This window comes from Xenorhabdus budapestensis, from assembly GCF_002632465.1.
In the GTDB taxonomy this organism is placed as follows: Bacteria; Pseudomonadota; Gammaproteobacteria; order Enterobacterales; family Enterobacteriaceae; genus Xenorhabdus; species Xenorhabdus budapestensis.
In genome coordinates, this window is the sequence record NZ_NIBS01000024.1 from 1 (window position 1) to 17,968 (window position 17,968).

Below are 17,968 nucleotides of genomic sequence, written 5' to 3' on the forward strand. Positions count from 1 at the left end.
AAGCCGTTTTGGAGCGGTCAAATACAAGTCGGGACATTTATGCTGATAAAGGGTATGCCAGCCAGATGCGTGAACGGGCGCTGAAGGAACAGGGCTATCAGAAAGGCCGAAATAAGAAAATAGCGAAAACCCGGGCACGGGTAGAACATATCTTTGGCTCATTCTCTCAGATGGGTGAAAAATTTATCCGAACGACAGGCCAGCGGCGAGCCAATTTTGCGATGACTCTGAAGGCAACCTGCTATGATTTGCACCGTTTGGTTTATTTTGGAAAATCCGGCATTCATGCCTTTTAATTCCGGTATGTGATGAAAAAGCGATGAGTTTATTTTTTCCCCTGAAAAAGCAAGAAAAAGTCATACACAATAAGGTCATTTATTGGTGAGTGCAAAATTGATCTTATTTTTTGTATTGAGAGTTTTTAGAGGTTCCCATTGGTTGAACGAAAATCGCTATTCACTATCATAATTAAACTGGAAGATAAAACAGCGGAAGGTGTTGCAAAAGCGACGATAAGGAATTTATCAAATATAAAACAAAAGATTAAAACCATTACTTTTGATAACGGATTGGAATTTGCCGAACACGAATTTATCAGTAAAAATTTAGAGACAAAGATTTATTCTCCCCTTATTCACCTTGGGAAAGAGGAATAAATGAGAGTACCAATGGATTAATCAGAGATTACTTCCCAAAAGGGACCGATTTTAATAAGGTATCAGAGCGGGAGATAAACCTCGTAGTAAATAGATTAAATAAACGCCCTCGTAAGACACGAGATTACAAAACACCGAATGAGTTATTCAAAGGAATACCCACTCGTTTACTTCGTGCATAACGATGTTGCACTTATTATGTTAATGCAAGAAGAATATTTAACTTAAGAAAAAAATAAAATAAAACCACTAGCCTTAACTTAGATCCAATATCTTTTATATAAATCAATATCTGAGTATAAAAAAAATTTTATAAAAAAAACACACATAAAATTTTGAAGTTGTAGCGTATGATAATTTTTATCAACAAAAAATATTTTTCCTTTATCAAAAGTTTTTTCAGATAAACTTCGTTCAGAAAAAATTAAATTCTAATGTTATTCAACCTTTTAAAAACAAAGCCATTAAATTAATTTAAAATCATCACGTAAATACTTATTACTTTATGTGTAATTTTCAAATTGGAATATAAATGTTGCTAAATTGACATGTTTTTAATGAATGTGTAAAAAAGTTTTCGCGAACATGTTATCGCTGAATAGACAACATTTATTTTAAATAATATAGATATTATGGAGATTATATGAGTAATTATATCAAATCTGGTGTTCGTCCTGATGCAATGAAATCCGGTGTTCGTCCCGATGCAATGAAGACGGGTGTTCGTCCCGATGCAATGAAGGCTGGTGCTCGTCCTGATGCAATGAAGACGGGTGTTCGTCCTGATTCAAATATTTAAAATAGCAGTAGTGTAAGCCAGCAATTATGCTGGCTTATTCTGAAATCTTAATCTTAATAATAAAAAGGTAAAACAATGAAAAATAATTTTCACAAAAAAATGTGGGAAGGATTTGACGAAAAAACAAATTATGGAAAATCTCCTTTTCTCTTTAAATCAATACTACCTTTAAATGAAGGATTTTCTAATCATGAAACTGTTCAACAAGCATTTTATAATTTACGTATAAAATCAAATTTACAAAAAACTGATTGTCGTTTACGTATTTATGATGGTGAAAAACGTCGTGATGATCTTGTGGAGAAATTATTTTCCGAGGGAGTATTGCCAAATGAAACAATTGTGAATTTTATGCAACGTTTAACAGGAAAAGAACGTTTCAGTTTAGTTATTAACAATCTTGAACAATCTAATTCAAAGTTAGCTGCCGATTTCGGATTATTTGCACAATCTTTTTTTGCATATAAGGGTTTTCCTATTGGAGGAATTGAACAGGCAGCATTTTGTGGTAATTATTCAGGGACAGCTTTTGGGATACATGAAGGTTTTGAACATGCCTTTTTGTGTCATTTAGGACCAGGTGTTAAGTATTTTTACTGTTGGCCAAGAGAGCTATATTTAGAAATAACAAATTCACGTGAACCAACATTCTCCGACTCAGAAATTTATGATAAATTAATGGAAAAAGGTACTCTTTATATCCTTGAGCCAGGAGATGCCCTATATCTACCTGCATCTGTCTATCATGTTGGTCGTCAAGATGAATATTCTGTATCTATTGCGTTACCATTCTATACTTATCCATTATCTCGCTTTATGGCTATAAAAATTCTTCCAACTCTTATAGAAAAATCATTATCGTTTGATCAAGAAGGAATGTCAGAATTAATTTCATGTAATAATAATCAATTTATAGCTAAACCATTTGTTAATCTTTTAACAGAAACAATGATTAAATGGACTCAGCAAGATTTACCTAAATATGTGAATTATTATTGGCACAGACTGCGTAGTAATGGTGGTTGGGAGTTACCTTCCAATATAAACGCTAATCCATTACAAGAACCTGAGCAAAAAAATAAATTAACTATTCCTGTTAATTCTCAAATTTTACTACAACCGCCATTTGTTATTAGCTATGAGTATGGATTAGATTGTGAATGCAATGACATTCGCGTATTTATTGCAACAAGAAGTTTAGTATTGCCTGCAAATAAAGAAATTTTAGATATTTTATCAAATCTTAATAATTATCATGCTGTTACAGCAAGTCCAGGGTTAATTCATAATATACTTGAAAAATTATCTTGTACTGGTGGATTAACTTTATATTAAAATTTTTAGGAGTAATAAATATGTATAGGAATTTTCCAGCATTGGTAGATGACTACCTAACAAAAAATACATCTACTGGAAAGCTACTTAACTGCATTATTAGCGAAGGAAAAGAAAAGATTGATGGAAATGAACTCATCGATAAACATTTTGATCCTATGATTATAACTCTTTACAATCAAATTAAGGCGCTAATAAATCCTTCAAACCTTGATGAGAATGAAGCGAAATTATATATAGGCGAACTTTCTATTTTTGCTCGCTACAATTCCACAATGCTTTTAAGAGCAGCTGATAATGTTCGTGGTTTTTGCCCCGAACTAGCACAAGAATTGACACGTAACTTTTTAGAAGAAGGTGGCGAACGAGGAAAACTACCAGCACACTACGTTGTTTTTAGTGGGGCATTACTGGCAGATTTAGATTTTCGAATCAATGGTTGGATGCCACGAGTTTCTTCAACACGCACTCTTATCTCTTTAATTGACATACTCACTTGGTCCCATTGCCCTTCAACATTGCTGGGAATGTATTATGCAACTGAAGCTGTTGCAATTTCAGAAACTTTACTTTTACAGGATATCACCAATCGCCTGGGACAAATTACGGGTCGAGGAACAGGAGACTTATTAACAAAACTTGACTTTTATTATCGTATGCACTTGGATGAAACACATAATGCAGCAACTAACAATGTAGCTGTAGAACGTGGGCATCAAGATGGAATTGCCAAGTTTATCAGGGATGCGAATTTATTCCACTTTCAGCAACCTCAGATTGTGGATGGCTTTCTTCAGATGCTCACCCCTTTCGTTGATCAATGGGTTGAAATTCATCATTTGATTTTAAAAAATCGTTTTAACAATCAGTAACTTTACTAGGTGAATGTAATGAAAAAAAATGAATACTCTGGTGGTTGTCTTTGCGGACATATTCGATTTGTAGCAGCAGGTGAAGCTGGTAATCCACACACTTGTTCCTGTACTATGTGCCAACAACATTCTGGTTCATTGACTCTATGCTGGGTTGAATTTCCTAAAGATGCTGTGCAGTGGGGTGGACCTGGAGGAGTACCCTCATTATTTCGCTCCTCTGACTATTCTAGCCGTGCATTTTGTCCACAATGTGGAAGCTCTCTAGGGGCCATAGACGATGGTCCTACTATCGGCTTATTGCTTGGTAATTTTGATAGCAAAAGCAAGAAAAATCTTCGTCCTACTGCTCATTCATTTAAATCATCTCGCCCGCGTTGGTGGTCTATAACCATCGAACATTAATAGAGAGAATCAGTCAAATGTTGAATTCACCCATTTTGTATAAAGCGGCGTTAGTTCGCCGCATACGTACGTTCCTTGATTCCCAAAATTTTATTGAAATTATGACGCCGGTCATGCGTCGTTACGCTGGTGATGATTCTCGCCCACGACTCTCTCTTCACAATGGAAGCTGGTTAAGAGAATCCTCTGCGTATGCTCTTCGTTTTAATATTCAATTCCATGACAGCATCTACGAGATAGGTCCTAGCTTTAGACCCGACGTAGTAGATAATACACATTTGCCAGAATTCACAATGCTTGACTTATATAAAAAAGACTCAACCCTTGATGAAATGCTTCAGCTTGCTAAATTAATAATAGAAATGTTTTATAAAGGTAAAATTAGTGTATTTTCATTTGCAGATCACCTTAATCAAAAACTTTCTGTTGATTTTTTTGAAGACCCTAAAGCTTCTTTAAAACTCATTAATTGTTTAAGGGAAATATACTGTGATACAGCCAGTCCACCTTTAACTTTAGTTGACCGTTATATTGTTGAGAATATTGAACCATTATCTCAGCGATGTTGCATGATAGTAACAGATTTTCCTTTACTTACTGAAATACGCGCAAAAAAAAGAACAGAAACAACAGGAATTGTGGAGCGCTTTGAAATTCTGATAGATGGAATAGAAATTGTTCATGGTTATACCGACGAAGATAATGTAGGACTTTTTGAAAGTCAGGCTAGAGAACTTAATATGTTTGGAGCTGAAGATTCAATAATATGCTCGATGATAAAAGATAATAAATTATCTTCTTTTAGTTCTGGATTTGCAATTGGCATAGAAAGGTTATGTCAAGTAGCACAAGGGGAAAAACAAATATCTATATATTCACCCTCTCGTCCGTTTTCTCCTTTTTAAATTATAATTAACGAAACGCTTATCGGACAAAATTATGGTCACGCTCAATGAATGGTTAATTATGGCCTTTTATATCGCTTTGGTTTTAATTACTCCTGGGCCAACAAATACATTGTTATTGTCAGCCGGAATGCAAAGAGGATTAAATAAATCATTCCATTTTATTTTTGCAGAAGCAATAGGATATACAATAGCTATTTCAATATGGGGTTTTTTCTTATTATCTCTGGCGAAAACATTCCCTTCTATATATCAGATTGCTAAATTATTATCTTCTATCTATGTATTTTGGTTAGCTTTTAAATTATGGATGCTAAGTTTAACAATGGGTTACTTAACTTCCAATGGCTCTAACTTAGTAAAGACACCTTCGGGGGAATACACAAACTTCGTTGATGTGACAATAGCAACATTGTTAAATCCTAAAGCGATATTATTCGTAAGCACCATTATTCCGATAAGCGCATTTAACTCTGTAAATGTTTTTTTATCTTCAATTATTATTTTTTTGATAGTTTTAATACCAATAGGGGCATTATGGGTATTTTTAGGGAATATGATTCATTCTAATAAACACTTGCGTAAGTATATTGGGGGTTTTCTCCGAATAGCATCGACTATACTCATTTTATTTTCTTTTTTGCTAGTTTATTCAGGGGTGGCAAAAGCCAAAAATTCATTAATTTTATACAATTGGCAGAGTTATACTAGCCCAGAGTTGCTTAAAAAATTTAAAAAAGAATATAATATAGATATTCTATTACTGGAGTATAAATCAAATGAGGAGGCGTTAGACAACATTCAAAAAGGGAAAATTGATGCAGATATTGTCGTTATTTCTGATAATTTCTTACCTCATTGGATAACAGCCGGGCTATTAAATCCTATTAATGTACATACATTAAGAAACTTTAATAATATTTCCTCCTCCTGGCAAAAATCTCCCTCTGATATTAAAAGAAATTATGGTATTCCTTGGTCTTGGGGTATTGTTGGTATTGCCGTACATACTGATACTTATGATGGTGATGCTAATACATGGAAAATTATATTAGAGCCACCAAAAGAACTATCTGGAACTATTAACGTAGGTTCAGATATGAATGAACTAATTTATGCAGCCATTCGTTATCATGGTGGTAAAATATGTGATTCAAACCCTGAATTACTAGAAAAAGTTAGAAACACTTTATTTGAAGCAAAAAAACATTGGGCAGCAATGGATTATGGCAGTGTGTATATGATGGCTTCAGGGAAGTTTAAAGCGAGTATAGACTGGAATGGTGCAGCAATGCGACAACGTACAATTAATCCTCATATTCAGTTTAGTTTTCCTCGTGAGGGAACATTGATCTTTCGTGATAATCTAGTTGTTCTCAAAAAATCAAAAAATTATGAAAATGCCAAATTATTTATGGATTTCATCATGCAACCTGAGAATGCAGCTCTAAACTCTGCTTTTCATGGATATGATAGTGCAATAGAAGGAGCTAATACTTATTTACCTTCATGGATGCAAAATGCTCCCGAGTTTAACATTCCTGAGCAGGTCTTAAAAAATTCAGATTATTCAATAGATTGTCCTTTTTTTGCTCGTGAAAAATATACTGATATTTGGCAACAACTTTTAAAATAAAAGAATAGTCTTTAGATATTCGGTAAGTTGCGACCGTAATAAATTTCCTGAATCTCTTTTTTAAGCAAACGGATAATTTCGTTTTTTTCTGTTTCGCTTAATTCTTCGGCTGTGGTATTAAATAAATATTCATTCAGAGTAAATTCTTTTAGCATCATTTTGGTATGGAAAAGATTTTCCTGAAAAATATTCACATCCATCATATGGTATTGAGATTGGATTTCTTCGGTCACATAATTTTGAATGGAATTAATCTCGTGATCGATATACAGCTTTACTCCGTTTATATCCTGGGTAAAACCACGAACACGGTAGTCCATCGTTACAATGTCAGATTCCAATTCATAGATCAGATAATTGAGGGCTTTAAGTGGTGAAATGACGCCACAAGTGGAAACTTCAATATCTGCCCTGAATGTACATATACCGCCATCAGGGTAGCTTTCTGGATAGGTATGTAACAGAATGGCTTTTATCCAAATGGGCGACGACAGAGTCAGGCAGAGGGCCTGGATTTTCCGTATTATCCACAAGTCTGGGATCTATGGATTCTTCACTAATCAGCATGGTTACACTTGCCCCTTGAGGATCATAATTTTGGCGGGCAATATTAAGAATGTTTGCACCAATGATTGAACAGGTTTCACTGAGAATTTCAGTTAAGCGATTTGCATTATACTGTTCATCAATGTACGCGGTACGCGATATAACTGTCGCGATCGGCGTTCGTTTTTGCATAACAAATGTCGTAGATACAAAAACTCAAGCTTTTTGTGAGATTGTTAAAGCCGTGCAATTTCAGTTTACGCAATTTATTTCACCTCCTGGTATGGGTGACTATGGGTTTCCAGATAGAGAATCCAGCAAGTATTGTGGAAGAGCAAAACTGCCTGCATGTACTGCTGGGGTGTAGTAACGGCAGGTTATAGCCGCATTGTCGAAACGTTGTTGCAGAGTTTTTAGAGATACTTGGCGCAAAGTAAGATTTTGGGTTGCCTATGCAAATGTCATGATCCCGCCGTAATAAGTAGGAATAGCAGCCTGATAAAAACCGCTGTCAGCAAAACAATGAGTTAATTTTTTATGGCTGGTGATGGCTTCATCCTGTTGCAAAAAACAAACGCCATTTTGGGCGACAAAAATGCCACCGTCATTCAGGCAGCGAGCATAGCCTTCATAAAATTCAGATGTGAATAAACTTTCTCCGGGCCCTTCTGGGTCAGTACAATCAGAGATAATGACATCAAATTTGTCAGAAGTTGTATTAACGAAGCTGACACCATCGTCAATGACGAGTTTGAAACGGGGATCGTCATAAGCCCCTGCATTATGGTTTGGTAAATATTGGCGGCAGAATTCAACAACTCCCGGATCAATTTCTACCATAGTGATATTGTCGAGATAATTATGACGGCAAACTTCACGCAACATTCCGCCATCACCCCCACCAATAATCAAAACGTTTTTGGCCTGCCCATGGGCAAATAGTGGAACATGCGCCATCATTTCATGATAAATAAATTCATCCCGCTCAGTAATTTGTACTACACCATCAAGAGCCATAATGCGACCCATCTCTGCATTTTCGAAGATAATAAGATCTTGATGTTCGGTTTTATTGTGATAGAGCACGTTTTCAACTGTGAAATACTGACCAAAATTGGCATGTATGGTATTCCTCCATTGTGGCACTCATGATTATGAGGCGCACATAATAGCCAACTCAAAAATTAGTTGCACTGTGATAGTTACCTGAGAGTGATTAAAAGTTATTTGACATAAGCAAGTAGGCTGAGGGAGCGTCGGGCAAGAGAATGACATTTTACCTCATGAGGCAGGTTGATTCCCTTCAGATCGTTATAGCCCAACTGATTTAGTTTCTCCATTAACTGACCATCATAGTTACTAAGGTCCCATTTATTACGTTGGGCAAAATAAACAATTGTACGTCTGATTTCTCTTTCCGGGATCTGACTATAACCGCAATCATATTTTAGGTAGATGTAGACTGCGGTGAGATCAGCAAGATCTTCAGCTTCATTTTCAGACAAAGCCCTTGCAGGTTGTGTGAAACCAAATAGAACCAGAATGTAAGTCAATAAGGCAAATTTTTGCATAGTTCCTATTATATTGATTTTTTACTATTTTGCTAAGTTAACATATTAATATCTTTATTAGCCAAACTTTATTTACCTGAATTTGGAAAAATTACCATTTTTAATTACCAGTAAAAAATTAACCGTGTGTTAATGAATGGGGTTTGTTCTGATATCAGAGAGTGTTATTTTATGCGCTCGATGAGCTTATGGTGTTGATCGGTGTGTAAATAATCACGCTTATTATTGATGGTTATTGTGGTTATTTAAAATAAAATCAACTGGTTATATTTATAATGAAACATATTGTAGAAGCATAAAATATTGTGTTTTTATGCTATTAGATGCTTTCAATTTTCTCCTTTTTTATCCTGTTATATCAAAAAGATAGCCTCATTTTGTGTTTTAGTGTTAATGTCTCTTTTTTGATTGTTACAATGAATGGTGTATCACTCGGTGTATCACTCAGACAGAGACACTATGTTGAGGTAACGAATGGCAGGGACAAACAAACTCAGTGACAAAAAACTAAAAGCATTGTTGGGAGTTAAAAGGGATTCTCCGGCTATGATTGCTGATGGTGAAGGATTGAGCATTAAGGCTTTCAAAAGTGGACGGTTAAGTTGGGTGTTTGTATATCGCCGAGGTGGGCGTGGTAGTCGCTTAGAGCGTCTCACTCTAGGCCGTTACCCTGATATGTCACTAAAAGTGGCAAGAGAAAAACGTGAACAGTGCAGAAGGTGGCTAGCTGAAGGTTTTGATCCAAGGATGGAGTTGGAATTGAGTATAGAAGAAACATTAAAACCTGTGACTGTTAAAGATGCTCTGGAATATTGGTTAGTGCACTATGCGCGCGCAAAAAGAACAGACGAAGAACTCGCAAGAGCGCAGCTAAGAAAACATATTTATCCCCGATTGGGTCATTATCCTCTCACACGGTGTGAAACCCGCCACTGGGTAGCCTGTTTTGATGAAATAAATAAAACACAACCCATAACAGCCGGGCGGATGTTTCAGGTTTCAAAGCAAGCACTCAGATTTTGTAAGGTACGTCGTTATGCCACCAGTGATGCTTTAGCTATTCTTACTATTCAGGATGTGGGACAGCCAGCAGGACAACGCGACCGCGTTTTGTCTGATTCTGAATTAGCGGATGTTTGGCGCTGTACCTATAGCAATGATCAACAGCCTTATTATTCAAGGTTATTAAAAATATTGGTTTTGTTTGGTGCTCGCACGATTGAAGCGAGACTTTCTCGCTGGTCTGAATGGGATTTTGCATCATGGGTATGGACAGTACCTAAAGAACACAGCAAAACCCGTGAAAAAATAGTGCGCTCAATTCCTGAAGGAATTCGTTCTTGGTTGATTGAGTTAAAAAAAGAAACGGGTAAATCAGGATTGTTGTTGGGAGAAGATCGAACTCGTGCGTCAGTATCATTAAAAGGGCGCAGGCTGTACAAAGATTTTAATCACTCAAAACCTTGGACATTGCACGATTTGCGTCGAACATTTTCGACGGGGCTAAATAACATTGGTATAGCGCCTCACATTGTTGAGTTACTATTGGGGCACGCCTTGCCGGGAGTAATGGCTATTTACAATAAAAGCCAATACCTACCAGAGAAGTTAGACGCTTTGAATAAATGGTACGATCGATTGGATGTATTGACGGGTAATTATGAGAATGTGGTTATATTAAAAGCAAAATAATAAAGGTATCTTATGGCTGAGATAAAAATACCATTTAAATATTGCAGGATTGAACGGGCGGCTAAATTCCTGAACTGCGAAGTATCAGATCTTATTAACGGTGGTGTTAATGGCAAATTATCTCTTTGTCTTAAATTGAATAATGTACAGGGTATGTTATTAGCATCATCTCCATATGAAAGTATGAATAAGTGGGTTGATTCATTACCTTATGGTGGAGCAATTGCCAATAGTCTTGTAAAAAACTTAACACCTTACTCTTTTTATAAATTTGATAATATTGATATCCAAGATAATGGTGAAACTGTTGTTTATCCGTACTTTAGTGGTGATGAAGGTAACAATAATGAAATAAAAAACTACTCATGTGCAATAGGACGGGCTTTTGGTTTATGGAGAATAAACAGATCATTAGAGGATATTGAGAATAATGGCATTGCTTATATTGATGGCACTGAATTCACACCTTGCTCACCTACGAAAGATATGTCTAATATGCAATTCATCATAGATGAAAGTTTCTCTACAAAGGTTTATACATTAGAATATGACAATGATTATCATAGAGTTATAGATCGTGATTCTTTTGAAAATATCGCAATTACTCATGAAGATTTGTGGATTACTGATATTGATATAAAACGTATTGTGGAAAATGAATATGATTTTAATTCTCTCGATATAGTACAACATTATGATGTGCTCATTGATAAAAAAGAAAATAATAAAATTAAAGAACCACATCCAACAGCAGAAAGACATGCTAAAAATAGAGAACAAGTATTAATGGCTGCAATGCGATTTAGGGAAGAATTTCCAACTGTATTTGATGAAGAATGCCGAAAAGCCGATCGCTCAATAAATTTTTCTGCGTGGGCGAGAGAAATTATCAGCCGACCTTTTTTATTTCCCAATCATGAATTGACAATTAAAACTGAAGATAAAATTGCGGAAATACTGAGTAACGCACATAAAGCGCCTAATGACAGGAAGTAACCTGCTGTAACTCATACAAAGGGTTGTGTAACCATACAACCCCCTTTCTGTATTAACTCATCCCGCTTTAAGCCTTACAACGGGATGAATGTATCTGATTGAAACTCTAGAATACTTCTGACAACACAAGAAAGGAGAGTCTGGATGTCAAATCAATATCATACACCTACACCAGAAGAACGCCGTACCATCTTGATGGAATATGGGGAACAATACGATCGCCTTGTTCGGGAAAAAGAACGTCAACATATTACATCTATCTCTCGAACTACTGCATGGTGTTTGGAAAAAGAAGGGCGTTTTCCTGCCCGTAAACCTTTGGGACGTAATTCTTGTGCCTGGCTTTTGAGTGATTTGTTGTATTGGGTTCGTAATCTGCCAGCAGTCGATAATGTAAATAATCCATATAGCAGGAAATCGATTTAACATGATTAATCTGCAAATACACGCAAATTATCTTGTTTTGTAAATAGAATTTCGGTGAATTCAGTTTTGCGTGTGTTTGCGTGAAATGTTTTGCAGACTAATAACGCTGTCGCGACGGCTTACCATTAAATTTAAATAAACAGGAAAAAGAATAATGAAATCAAACATGGTTAATAACCGTGGCAGGCATTCTTACGTCAAAAATCAGGAAATTAAACAATTCTCAGAAATGCTTCCGGTATCGATTAATAATATTGGTGGCAAGGAAATCCAAGCGATTAGTGCAAAAAAACTATATGAATACTTGAAAGTGAGACGAGATTTTACAACGTGGCTTAAAGATAGAATTAAGAAATATGGCTTTGTAGAAAACAGTGATTATATCGTTCTTGAAGGATTGAACACACCAAAACAAGGAAGTGTAAATAATACACAGTTTTCCCCGAAACAGGGGAAAACCTCCAAAGGTGGTCGCCCTGGCTCAGATTATATTATCAGCTTGAATATGGCTAAAGAGCTGTCGATGGTTGAGCGCAATGAACAGGGTAAAGCTGCGCGGCTCTATTTTATTGAGTGCGAAGAAGCCTTACAGCGTATCGCTCCCAAAGTAACGCAACAACTTAGGAACAAATTACAAGCACGTATCAAGGCAGCCAATTATCACAAACCAATGTGTGCCGCATTAGAGCTGGCAAGGGCTGAACAGGGAAAGAAAACAGATAACCACCATTACAGCACAGAAAGCAATATGTTGAATCGTATGGTGTTAGGAGGGTTGACGGCTAAGCAGTGGGCTAAGGTAAATCATATTGCTGGTCAACCGCGTGACAGCATGAATCAGTTGCAACTTGAACATCTTTCCTATTTGGAACAATCAAATATCACTTTGATTGAGTTAGGGCTTGGTTATCACGAACGGAAAGCCAAATTAACGGGGTTCTCTCAACGTTGGTTGGCTAAACGTATGGACGCTAAGTAACGGTTTGAACAATGCGAATTGCTGATGGGGGCAATTCGCTTTCTGACATAAAGTAGGTAGTACAAAGATACTGCCTTTTGTGATGACTCATATCTTATTTTTATTATGAATCAAACAATTAATGGAATAACTCAACCTTTTGGCTCAATACCTAACTTACGCAATCTTTCTCGGCAGGCATCTTTAACCCAAGCACTGAAATTACCACTGCCAGCAATAGATTCGATTTGTACAAGTAGCTCATCTTCAAAACGAATGTTCTTTTTTGTGCTGCCTGATCTCTCGAATGGTTTTTTAGTCTTATTGTCTTGCATTGGTATGTACCAGTGTGTTAGGGTGAATTATATCGGTACGTACCAATATAAAGTAATTAAGTGCGTATATCTACAAAAAGCAACGCCCCGAAGTGCGGCAAACACTGTCGAGGCGTCTAACCAACGACCGTTAATAGAGGTAACGATAATGGCTGACATACAGCATACCCCAGCTTGCCCTAAATTTACATGCCTTGATGTACTTGCTACCCCTGAGATTATCTTTCAGGAGGTACATCATGCGTAAACAGCCTATTTCACTGGCTCAAGCTATGCATCAAGCTGGTCTGGCAACCTCTTTGTTTTATGTCATTCTCGAAAAGGCCAAAGACGAGTGTTCAATTGACTTAAATAACCTGATTGCACTGGCATGTGATATCAATCAGGAAGTTTATCATGCGCTTCAGGCAGCGGTTTATGGGGATGAATCATGAGTCATACATCTTCATATGGACATCATGTCTACCAAAAACCGCTCGACCTTATCCAGACCGTGAAAAAATCTGCGATGTATTATTGGGAAAGTCTGCTGCCTGCTTGTGGCATTGCTATTCCGGCAAAGGGGAAACATGGTGCCTGCCCTATCTGCGGAGGTACTGACCGTTTCCACTTTATTGATGATCATCATAATGGCAATTGGCATTGTCGCCAGTGTGACGAGCCAAAATATGGTGATGGGCTGGATTTAGTGGCAAGAACCAAAGGGATCTCCATCACTGAGGCGGCAAAAGTCGTTACTGATGCGCTGTCGTTGCCTTTGCCAGAACCCAAGCCAGCCAGTGAAACCACTTATACAACACAGCCGATTGCCGAAAAAATAGCGGCACTGATGGCAAAATCAATTAGCGGACATTCCCAATATCTGACTACAAAGGGGCTGCAATGCCCCAATCAGCGATTGCTTGAAGATGGCTCTTTATTGCTGGTACTACAAGCACTGGATGGAACAGTAACAGGAGTGCAGCTCATCAAGCCGGATGGTGAGAAAAAATTACTGTTTGGTAGCAAAAAGAAAGGTTCGTTTATCTCCCTGTCAGGACTGAAAGAACAACCTGACACCGTACTCATTACGGAAGGTTATGCCACGGCACTGACTGTCAGTCAGTTATATAAAGGTATGGTTCTAGCCGCATTGGATGAGGGTAATTTATTTTCTGTTGCAAAGACCGTTCGGGAACGCTGGCCGGACACGAAAATCATTATGGCAGCGGATAATGACTGGCACTCTTCCGATGAACTGGATAAGAACGGTAAACCGAAAGTTAATATTGGCAAGCTCTCGGCAGAAAAGGCAGCTCTTGCGTTTAAAGGATGGGTCACGTTGCCGCCTGATGATGTTAAAGCGGATTGGGATGATTACCGCCAAAAAAATGGTATAGAAATGGCAAAACAGGCTTTTTATCAGGGACTTTATCAGCCGGAAGTAGTGAAAGAAAAACCTGCAAATAAACCGCAAAATGAAAAGTCAGTTAAACCGACATTATGCCAGATGGGAGCCAGTCAACGCGGGGAGATCTTACTGGAGCGTTATGATGGTGAGTTAGCGCTGGATGGCGCTTCGGAGATTGTTCATCGCTATGACGGTATCATCTGGCGTCCAATCAGTGACCGCGATTTAATGCGGGAAATGGTGTCTGCTTTCCTTGAAGTAAAAGCACCATATTCACCTAATGGAATTCGTTCGGCTGTGGATGCCCTGAAATTACAGCTTCCTATGATGCTGCCGCCAGAACGCCATTTAATCGGGTTCAGTAATGGCGTGTTTGACCTGAAAACGTGCCAATTCCGGCCTCATAATAAAAACGACTGGTTGCTGCTTGCCAGTGATGTAGAGTTTAAAACCTCTGTTTCGGGGGGAAACATGGAAGACCATGCTCCATATTTTTGGCGCTGGCTCAATCGGGCAGTAGCCAATTGTGAGAACAAGTCAGATCGGATACTGGCGGCGCTGTTTATGGTATTGGCGAACCGTTACGACTGGCAGCTTTTTCTGGAAGTGACCGGAGCCGGAGGTAGTGGCAAAAGTATCTTTGCTGAAATCTCCGCTATGTTAGCAGGTAAAGGCAATACCGTTTCTGCAAGTATGGCTGCACTAGAAAACCCACGGGAAAGGGCGCTGATTGTCGGGTATTCGTTGATTATACTGCCAGACCAAACCCGTTATGTGGGTGATGGCTCAGGCATTAAGGCGATTACAGGAGGAGATGAGGTTGCCATCGATCCGAAGCATAAACAACCCTATTCAACCCGTATTCCTGCTGTGGTGTTGGCGGTGAATAATAATGCCATGAGCTTCAGTGATCGCAGTGGTGGTGTGTCACGGCGTCGGGTGATTTTCAATTTTTCCGAAGTTGTACCGGAAAATGAACGTGATCCATTTCTTCGGGACAAAATAGCTGCTGAATTGCCTGTGATTATTCAGCACTTACTTCATCGATTTGCTGATCCGAAAGAAGCAAGGCGTTTACTGGCAGAGCAACAGAAATCCGAAGAGGCATTAGATATCAAACGTGGTACAGATTCACTGGTGGATTTCTGCGGTTATCTGATTGCTTCCAATGAAGCCGATGGCATGCTAATCGGTAATGCGGAAATTATGCCATTCAATCCCTGTAAGTATCTCTATCACGCCTATCTTGCCTATATGAAAGGCAACAATTTGAATAAACCCGTTTCTGTTACCCGCTTTGGTATGGATATGCCGGGCGCACTGGCAGAGTATTGTTTGCATTACCTGCGCAAGAAAAGCAAATACGGCATTCGCAGCAATATGAGTCTGAATATTGAAACGGCCAATGAATGGATGCCAAAACTGACAAGGAATGACCAGCCAGAAGAATAATTCTTCTACATTTTCTCTTATTTAAATAAAGCTGAAAAAGTATTCATAACTGTTCATCCTTTGATTGAAGCTAGATATATCAAGACTTCTCTGGGTGAATAGTTATTTTTTTAGTGTTCATAACTCTTCATTCTATTCACCTTTTTACGATTTTGGATGGAGGCTTGCGTGAAAAGTGATGATGAGTTTGATTTGAAGTTATAACAATATAATTTGTTGAATTTAAATAGAAATAAACAATAGTGAATAGGGTGAACAGTTTTATTCCTAATTCTTTAATAGGGTAGACTGTGAAAATAGCTTTTCTGGCTGGCATAGTATTTTCAGGTTCTCTGGTTTGTCTGGTTAATGTATTAGCCAGACAAACCAGAGAAGACAAGCGCAGCGCGTCAGTGCAGTTTTAATTGGTTGTACTATGTGAAATTTAAATAAGGTAATTATCTAATTTAATATAAGAAGAGAGATTTATCACAATTTCCCTCATGTGCTTTTATTCATTCTGGAATACATAAGCGATGACGTTATATTCTGCTTCATTAATGAGGCAAAGAAATATGGATACACGCCCGCGTTGTCAGTTCACTGAAGGCAGCATCACCATACCGGAAGGTTATCAGGAACAGACTGTTAACATTATCATCGCGCCAAATGTTCCCGCATTGAATATTGGTCGGGATCAATTGCATGAAGGAGAAGATTTAGCCGATTACTTAACCCGTCAAAAAGTCTTGCTGAAAAAGAGTCTGCGTGATTGGCAGCTCATTGAAGAGCAAACCGTCCTATTAGGAGACAACCTGCTACAAGGCAGCTTACTCCTTTCCCGCTACCGACCTAAAAAAGGGCAACAACTTTATCAGTATCAGGCTGTTTTTCTGAGGGATGAGAAAAAGGTGCTGATTTTTACAATGTCATCACAGCAGGCTTTTACTGAATCACAGCGGCAGTGGTTGGATGATTGCCTGAAAAGTTTCCAGTTCTAGGGAGAGAACATCATGCCAGAAGCGGCAAGGCTTGGGGATACGATAGGCCATTCCAGTGCAATGGCCGGGTTAGTTGCAGGTATGATCATTGGTTCATTGATTTCGGCCGCAGGGGGTATCCTTGCGGGTGCACTCTTTGTGGCAGGTGTGGCCGCTTCCTGTGTCGGGGTCGGTGTTTTGTTGATTGGTGCTTCTATTGCGGTAGGTATGGCGGCGGGGGCATTGGGCGATATGGCGCGGGATGCCTGCGTCTCGGCAGGTGCCTCATCACGAAGTCCCAGTGGAACCATCGAAAGTGGTTCCGCGAATGTTTTTATCAATAATAAAAAAGCAGCGATTGCAAAACGCAGTACCGTGGTATGCAGTAAAGAAGACGGTATCCGCCAGATGGCGCAAGGCTCCGATTCTGTCTTTATCAATGGATTACCTGCCTCACGGGTAGGGGATAAAACAACCTGTGATGCGGCCGTGATGACAGGTTCTTCAAATGTCCTGATTGGCGGCGGGACGAAGACAGAAGTCCCTATTACGCCGGAAATCCCCAAATGGGCGTATATCGTTTCCGATTTGACCATGTTTGCAGCGGGATTGATTAGCTTTGGCGGTGCGGCATCCAGAGGCCCCGGGGCATTACAAAAGTTGTTCAGCAAGATACCGGGGGCCGATAAAATCCGTAAGGTTGCCTGCCGTTTGGGTTGGCTTGGGGTGGCGCTGCCAGTGGTGGGTATTTTGACCCGTCCTGTTGAGGTCATTGCCGGGCAGAAATTGATGTTTTTGAAATAATAGTTTGAAAGAAATGAGTGAATGGTATCTCACTCAGTACTTATAAAAAGAAAATTGGAAGATTAAACAGATGGTTGAGAACAGTTTTGTTCTGTAATCACCAATGAGTTGTACCAACTAAGACTCGATCTGACACTATTGATGACCTGAGCGGAACCTAATCAGACTGTCGGCTTTGCGCCAGGAGCAGACATTACTAATATCACGTTGAGTTAATCAACTAGGTACATG

Annotated in this window: 17 protein-coding genes and 3 pseudogenes; 16 read left to right on the forward strand and 4 right to left on the reverse strand. The window is 38.5% G+C overall.

The window, feature by feature from the left end; translation table 11 throughout:
- From Xbud_RS15985 to Xbud_RS16015, 8 genes and pseudogenes are all read left to right on the forward strand, one after another.
- Window positions 1-296: transposase (locus Xbud_RS15985; RefSeq protein ID WP_339353667.1), on the forward strand; the 296-nt coding region annotated here is incomplete at its 5' end.
- 138 nt (window positions 297-434) lie between these two features.
- Window positions 435-838: pseudogene (locus Xbud_RS15990) on the forward strand (IS30 family transposase); the annotation flags it as partial.
- Window positions 839-1,299: 461 nt separating this feature from the next.
- Window positions 1,300-1,455 carry a hypothetical protein gene (locus tag Xbud_RS19895; RefSeq protein WP_169923091.1) on the forward strand — a complete coding sequence of 52 codons (156 nt, stop codon included), beginning with the start codon at window positions 1,300-1,302 and terminating at the stop codon, window positions 1,453-1,455.
- A gap of 75 nt (window positions 1,456-1,530) precedes the next feature.
- On the forward strand, window positions 1,531-2,790 hold the full coding sequence (locus Xbud_RS15995) for a cupin domain-containing protein (RefSeq protein ID WP_145956654.1): 1,260 nt from the start codon (window positions 1,531-1,533) through the stop codon (window positions 2,788-2,790).
- A 20-nt stretch (window positions 2,791-2,810) separates the two neighbouring features.
- Window positions 2,811-3,662 (forward strand): DUF3865 domain-containing protein, encoded by an 852-nt coding sequence (locus tag Xbud_RS16000; protein WP_099136980.1) that lies wholly within the window; start codon window positions 2,811-2,813, stop codon window positions 3,660-3,662.
- An 18-nt stretch (window positions 3,663-3,680) separates the two neighbouring features.
- Complete coding sequence (locus Xbud_RS16005; RefSeq protein WP_099136981.1) at window positions 3,681-4,067, forward strand: GFA family protein; 387 nt, start codon at window positions 3,681-3,683, stop codon at window positions 4,065-4,067.
- 17 nt (window positions 4,068-4,084) lie between these two features.
- Window positions 4,085-4,972 carry an amino acid--tRNA ligase-related protein gene (locus Xbud_RS16010; protein ID WP_099136982.1) on the forward strand — a complete coding sequence of 296 codons (888 nt, stop codon included), beginning with the start codon at window positions 4,085-4,087 and terminating at the stop codon, window positions 4,970-4,972.
- Between the two features lie 34 nt (window positions 4,973-5,006).
- Complete coding sequence (locus Xbud_RS16015) at window positions 5,007-6,608, forward strand: extracellular solute-binding protein (protein WP_099136983.1); 1,602 nt, start codon at window positions 5,007-5,009, stop codon at window positions 6,606-6,608.
- 11 nt (window positions 6,609-6,619) lie between these two features.
- Here the strand turns inward: Xbud_RS16015 and speD are convergent.
- The 3 genes and pseudogenes from speD to Xbud_RS16030 all read right to left on the reverse strand — a co-directional run bounded on the left by speD (window position 6,620) and on the right by Xbud_RS16030 (window position 8,725).
- Window positions 6,620-7,419 (reverse strand): annotated as a pseudogene (gene speD / locus Xbud_RS16020) (adenosylmethionine decarboxylase).
- 26 nt (window positions 7,420-7,445) lie between these two features.
- Window positions 7,446-8,300, reverse strand: a pseudogene (speE, locus tag Xbud_RS16025) (polyamine aminopropyltransferase).
- A gap of 77 nt (window positions 8,301-8,377) precedes the next feature.
- Window positions 8,378-8,725 carry a YacC family pilotin-like protein gene (locus Xbud_RS16030; RefSeq protein ID WP_099136984.1) on the reverse strand — a complete coding sequence of 116 codons (348 nt, stop codon included), beginning with the start codon at window positions 8,723-8,725 and terminating at the stop codon, window positions 8,378-8,380.
- Window positions 8,726-9,199: 474 nt separating this feature from the next.
- Between Xbud_RS16030 and Xbud_RS16035 the strand changes: the two genes are divergently transcribed.
- The 4 genes from Xbud_RS16035 to Xbud_RS16050 all read left to right on the forward strand — a co-directional run bounded on the left by Xbud_RS16035 (window position 9,200) and on the right by Xbud_RS16050 (window position 12,818).
- Complete coding sequence (locus Xbud_RS16035; protein ID WP_099136985.1) at window positions 9,200-10,417, forward strand: tyrosine-type recombinase/integrase; 1,218 nt, start codon at window positions 9,200-9,202, stop codon at window positions 10,415-10,417.
- Between the two features lie 12 nt (window positions 10,418-10,429).
- Window positions 10,430-11,413 (forward strand): hypothetical protein, encoded by a 984-nt coding sequence (locus Xbud_RS16040; protein ID WP_099136986.1) that lies wholly within the window; start codon window positions 10,430-10,432, stop codon window positions 11,411-11,413.
- Between the two features lie 144 nt (window positions 11,414-11,557).
- On the forward strand, window positions 11,558-11,839 hold the full coding sequence (locus tag Xbud_RS16045) for a helix-turn-helix transcriptional regulator (protein WP_099136987.1): 282 nt from the start codon (window positions 11,558-11,560) through the stop codon (window positions 11,837-11,839).
- A gap of 154 nt (window positions 11,840-11,993) precedes the next feature.
- Complete coding sequence (locus tag Xbud_RS16050) at window positions 11,994-12,818, forward strand: antA/AntB antirepressor family protein (RefSeq protein WP_099136988.1); 825 nt, start codon at window positions 11,994-11,996, stop codon at window positions 12,816-12,818.
- Between the two features lie 131 nt (window positions 12,819-12,949).
- On the opposite strand, the gene Xbud_RS16055 is transcribed toward Xbud_RS16050, so the two are convergent.
- Complete coding sequence (locus tag Xbud_RS16055) at window positions 12,950-13,132, reverse strand: YlcI/YnfO family protein (protein ID WP_099136989.1); 183 nt, start codon at window positions 13,130-13,132, stop codon at window positions 12,950-12,952.
- Window positions 13,133-13,371: 239 nt separating this feature from the next.
- Between Xbud_RS16055 and Xbud_RS16060 the strand changes: the two genes are divergently transcribed.
- The 4 genes from Xbud_RS16060 to Xbud_RS16075 all read left to right on the forward strand — a co-directional run bounded on the left by Xbud_RS16060 (window position 13,372) and on the right by Xbud_RS16075 (window position 17,737).
- Entirely contained in the window at window positions 13,372-13,566 is a 195-nt protein-coding gene (locus Xbud_RS16060) for a hypothetical protein (protein WP_099136991.1), read from the forward strand.
- Complete coding sequence (locus Xbud_RS16065; RefSeq protein ID WP_244590003.1) at window positions 13,563-15,974, forward strand: DUF5906 domain-containing protein; 2,412 nt, start codon at window positions 13,563-13,565, stop codon at window positions 15,972-15,974. The genes Xbud_RS16060 and Xbud_RS16065 overlap by 4 nt, the downstream gene beginning before the upstream one ends.
- 554 nt (window positions 15,975-16,528) lie before the next feature.
- Window positions 16,529-16,954, forward strand: coding sequence for a DcrB-related protein (locus Xbud_RS16070; RefSeq protein WP_099136992.1), 426 nt, complete (start codon window positions 16,529-16,531; stop codon window positions 16,952-16,954).
- Between the two features lie 12 nt (window positions 16,955-16,966).
- Entirely contained in the window at window positions 16,967-17,737 is a 771-nt protein-coding gene (locus Xbud_RS16075; RefSeq protein WP_339353668.1) for a PAAR domain-containing protein, read from the forward strand.
- The last annotated feature ends 231 nt before the right edge of the window (window positions 17,738-17,968 follow it).

Coding starts and splice junctions, on each gene's coding strand:
- Xbud_RS16005 (WP_099136981.1), top strand. CDS start 3,681: ATGAAAAAAAATGAATACTCTGGTGGTTGTCTTTGCGGACATATTCGA.
- Xbud_RS16050 (WP_099136988.1), top strand. CDS start 11,994: ATGAAATCAAACATGGTTAATAACCGTGGCAGGCATTCTTACGTCAAA.
- Xbud_RS16000 (WP_099136980.1), top strand. CDS start 2,811: ATGTATAGGAATTTTCCAGCATTGGTAGATGACTACCTAACAAAAAAT.
- Xbud_RS16060 (WP_099136991.1), top strand. CDS start 13,372: ATGCGTAAACAGCCTATTTCACTGGCTCAAGCTATGCATCAAGCTGGT.
- Xbud_RS16070 (WP_099136992.1), top strand. CDS start 16,529: ATGGATACACGCCCGCGTTGTCAGTTCACTGAAGGCAGCATCACCATA.
- Xbud_RS16010 (WP_099136982.1), top strand. CDS start 4,085: ATGTTGAATTCACCCATTTTGTATAAAGCGGCGTTAGTTCGCCGCATA.
- Xbud_RS15995 (WP_145956654.1), top strand. CDS start 1,531: ATGAAAAATAATTTTCACAAAAAAATGTGGGAAGGATTTGACGAAAAA.
- Xbud_RS16065 (WP_244590003.1), top strand. CDS start 13,563: ATGAGTCATACATCTTCATATGGACATCATGTCTACCAAAAACCGCTC.
- Xbud_RS16055 (WP_099136989.1), bottom strand. CDS start 13,132: ATGCAAGACAATAAGACTAAAAAACCATTCGAGAGATCAGGCAGCACA.
- Xbud_RS16035 (WP_099136985.1), top strand. CDS start 9,200: ATGGCAGGGACAAACAAACTCAGTGACAAAAAACTAAAAGCATTGTTG.
- Xbud_RS16075 (WP_339353668.1), top strand. CDS start 16,967: ATGCCAGAAGCGGCAAGGCTTGGGGATACGATAGGCCATTCCAGTGCA.
- Xbud_RS16045 (WP_099136987.1), top strand. CDS start 11,558: ATGTCAAATCAATATCATACACCTACACCAGAAGAACGCCGTACCATC.
- Xbud_RS19895 (WP_169923091.1), top strand. CDS start 1,300: ATGAGTAATTATATCAAATCTGGTGTTCGTCCTGATGCAATGAAATCC.
- Xbud_RS16040 (WP_099136986.1), top strand. CDS start 10,430: ATGGCTGAGATAAAAATACCATTTAAATATTGCAGGATTGAACGGGCG.
- Xbud_RS16030 (WP_099136984.1), bottom strand. CDS start 8,725: ATGCAAAAATTTGCCTTATTGACTTACATTCTGGTTCTATTTGGTTTC.
- Xbud_RS16015 (WP_099136983.1), top strand. CDS start 5,007: ATGGTCACGCTCAATGAATGGTTAATTATGGCCTTTTATATCGCTTTG.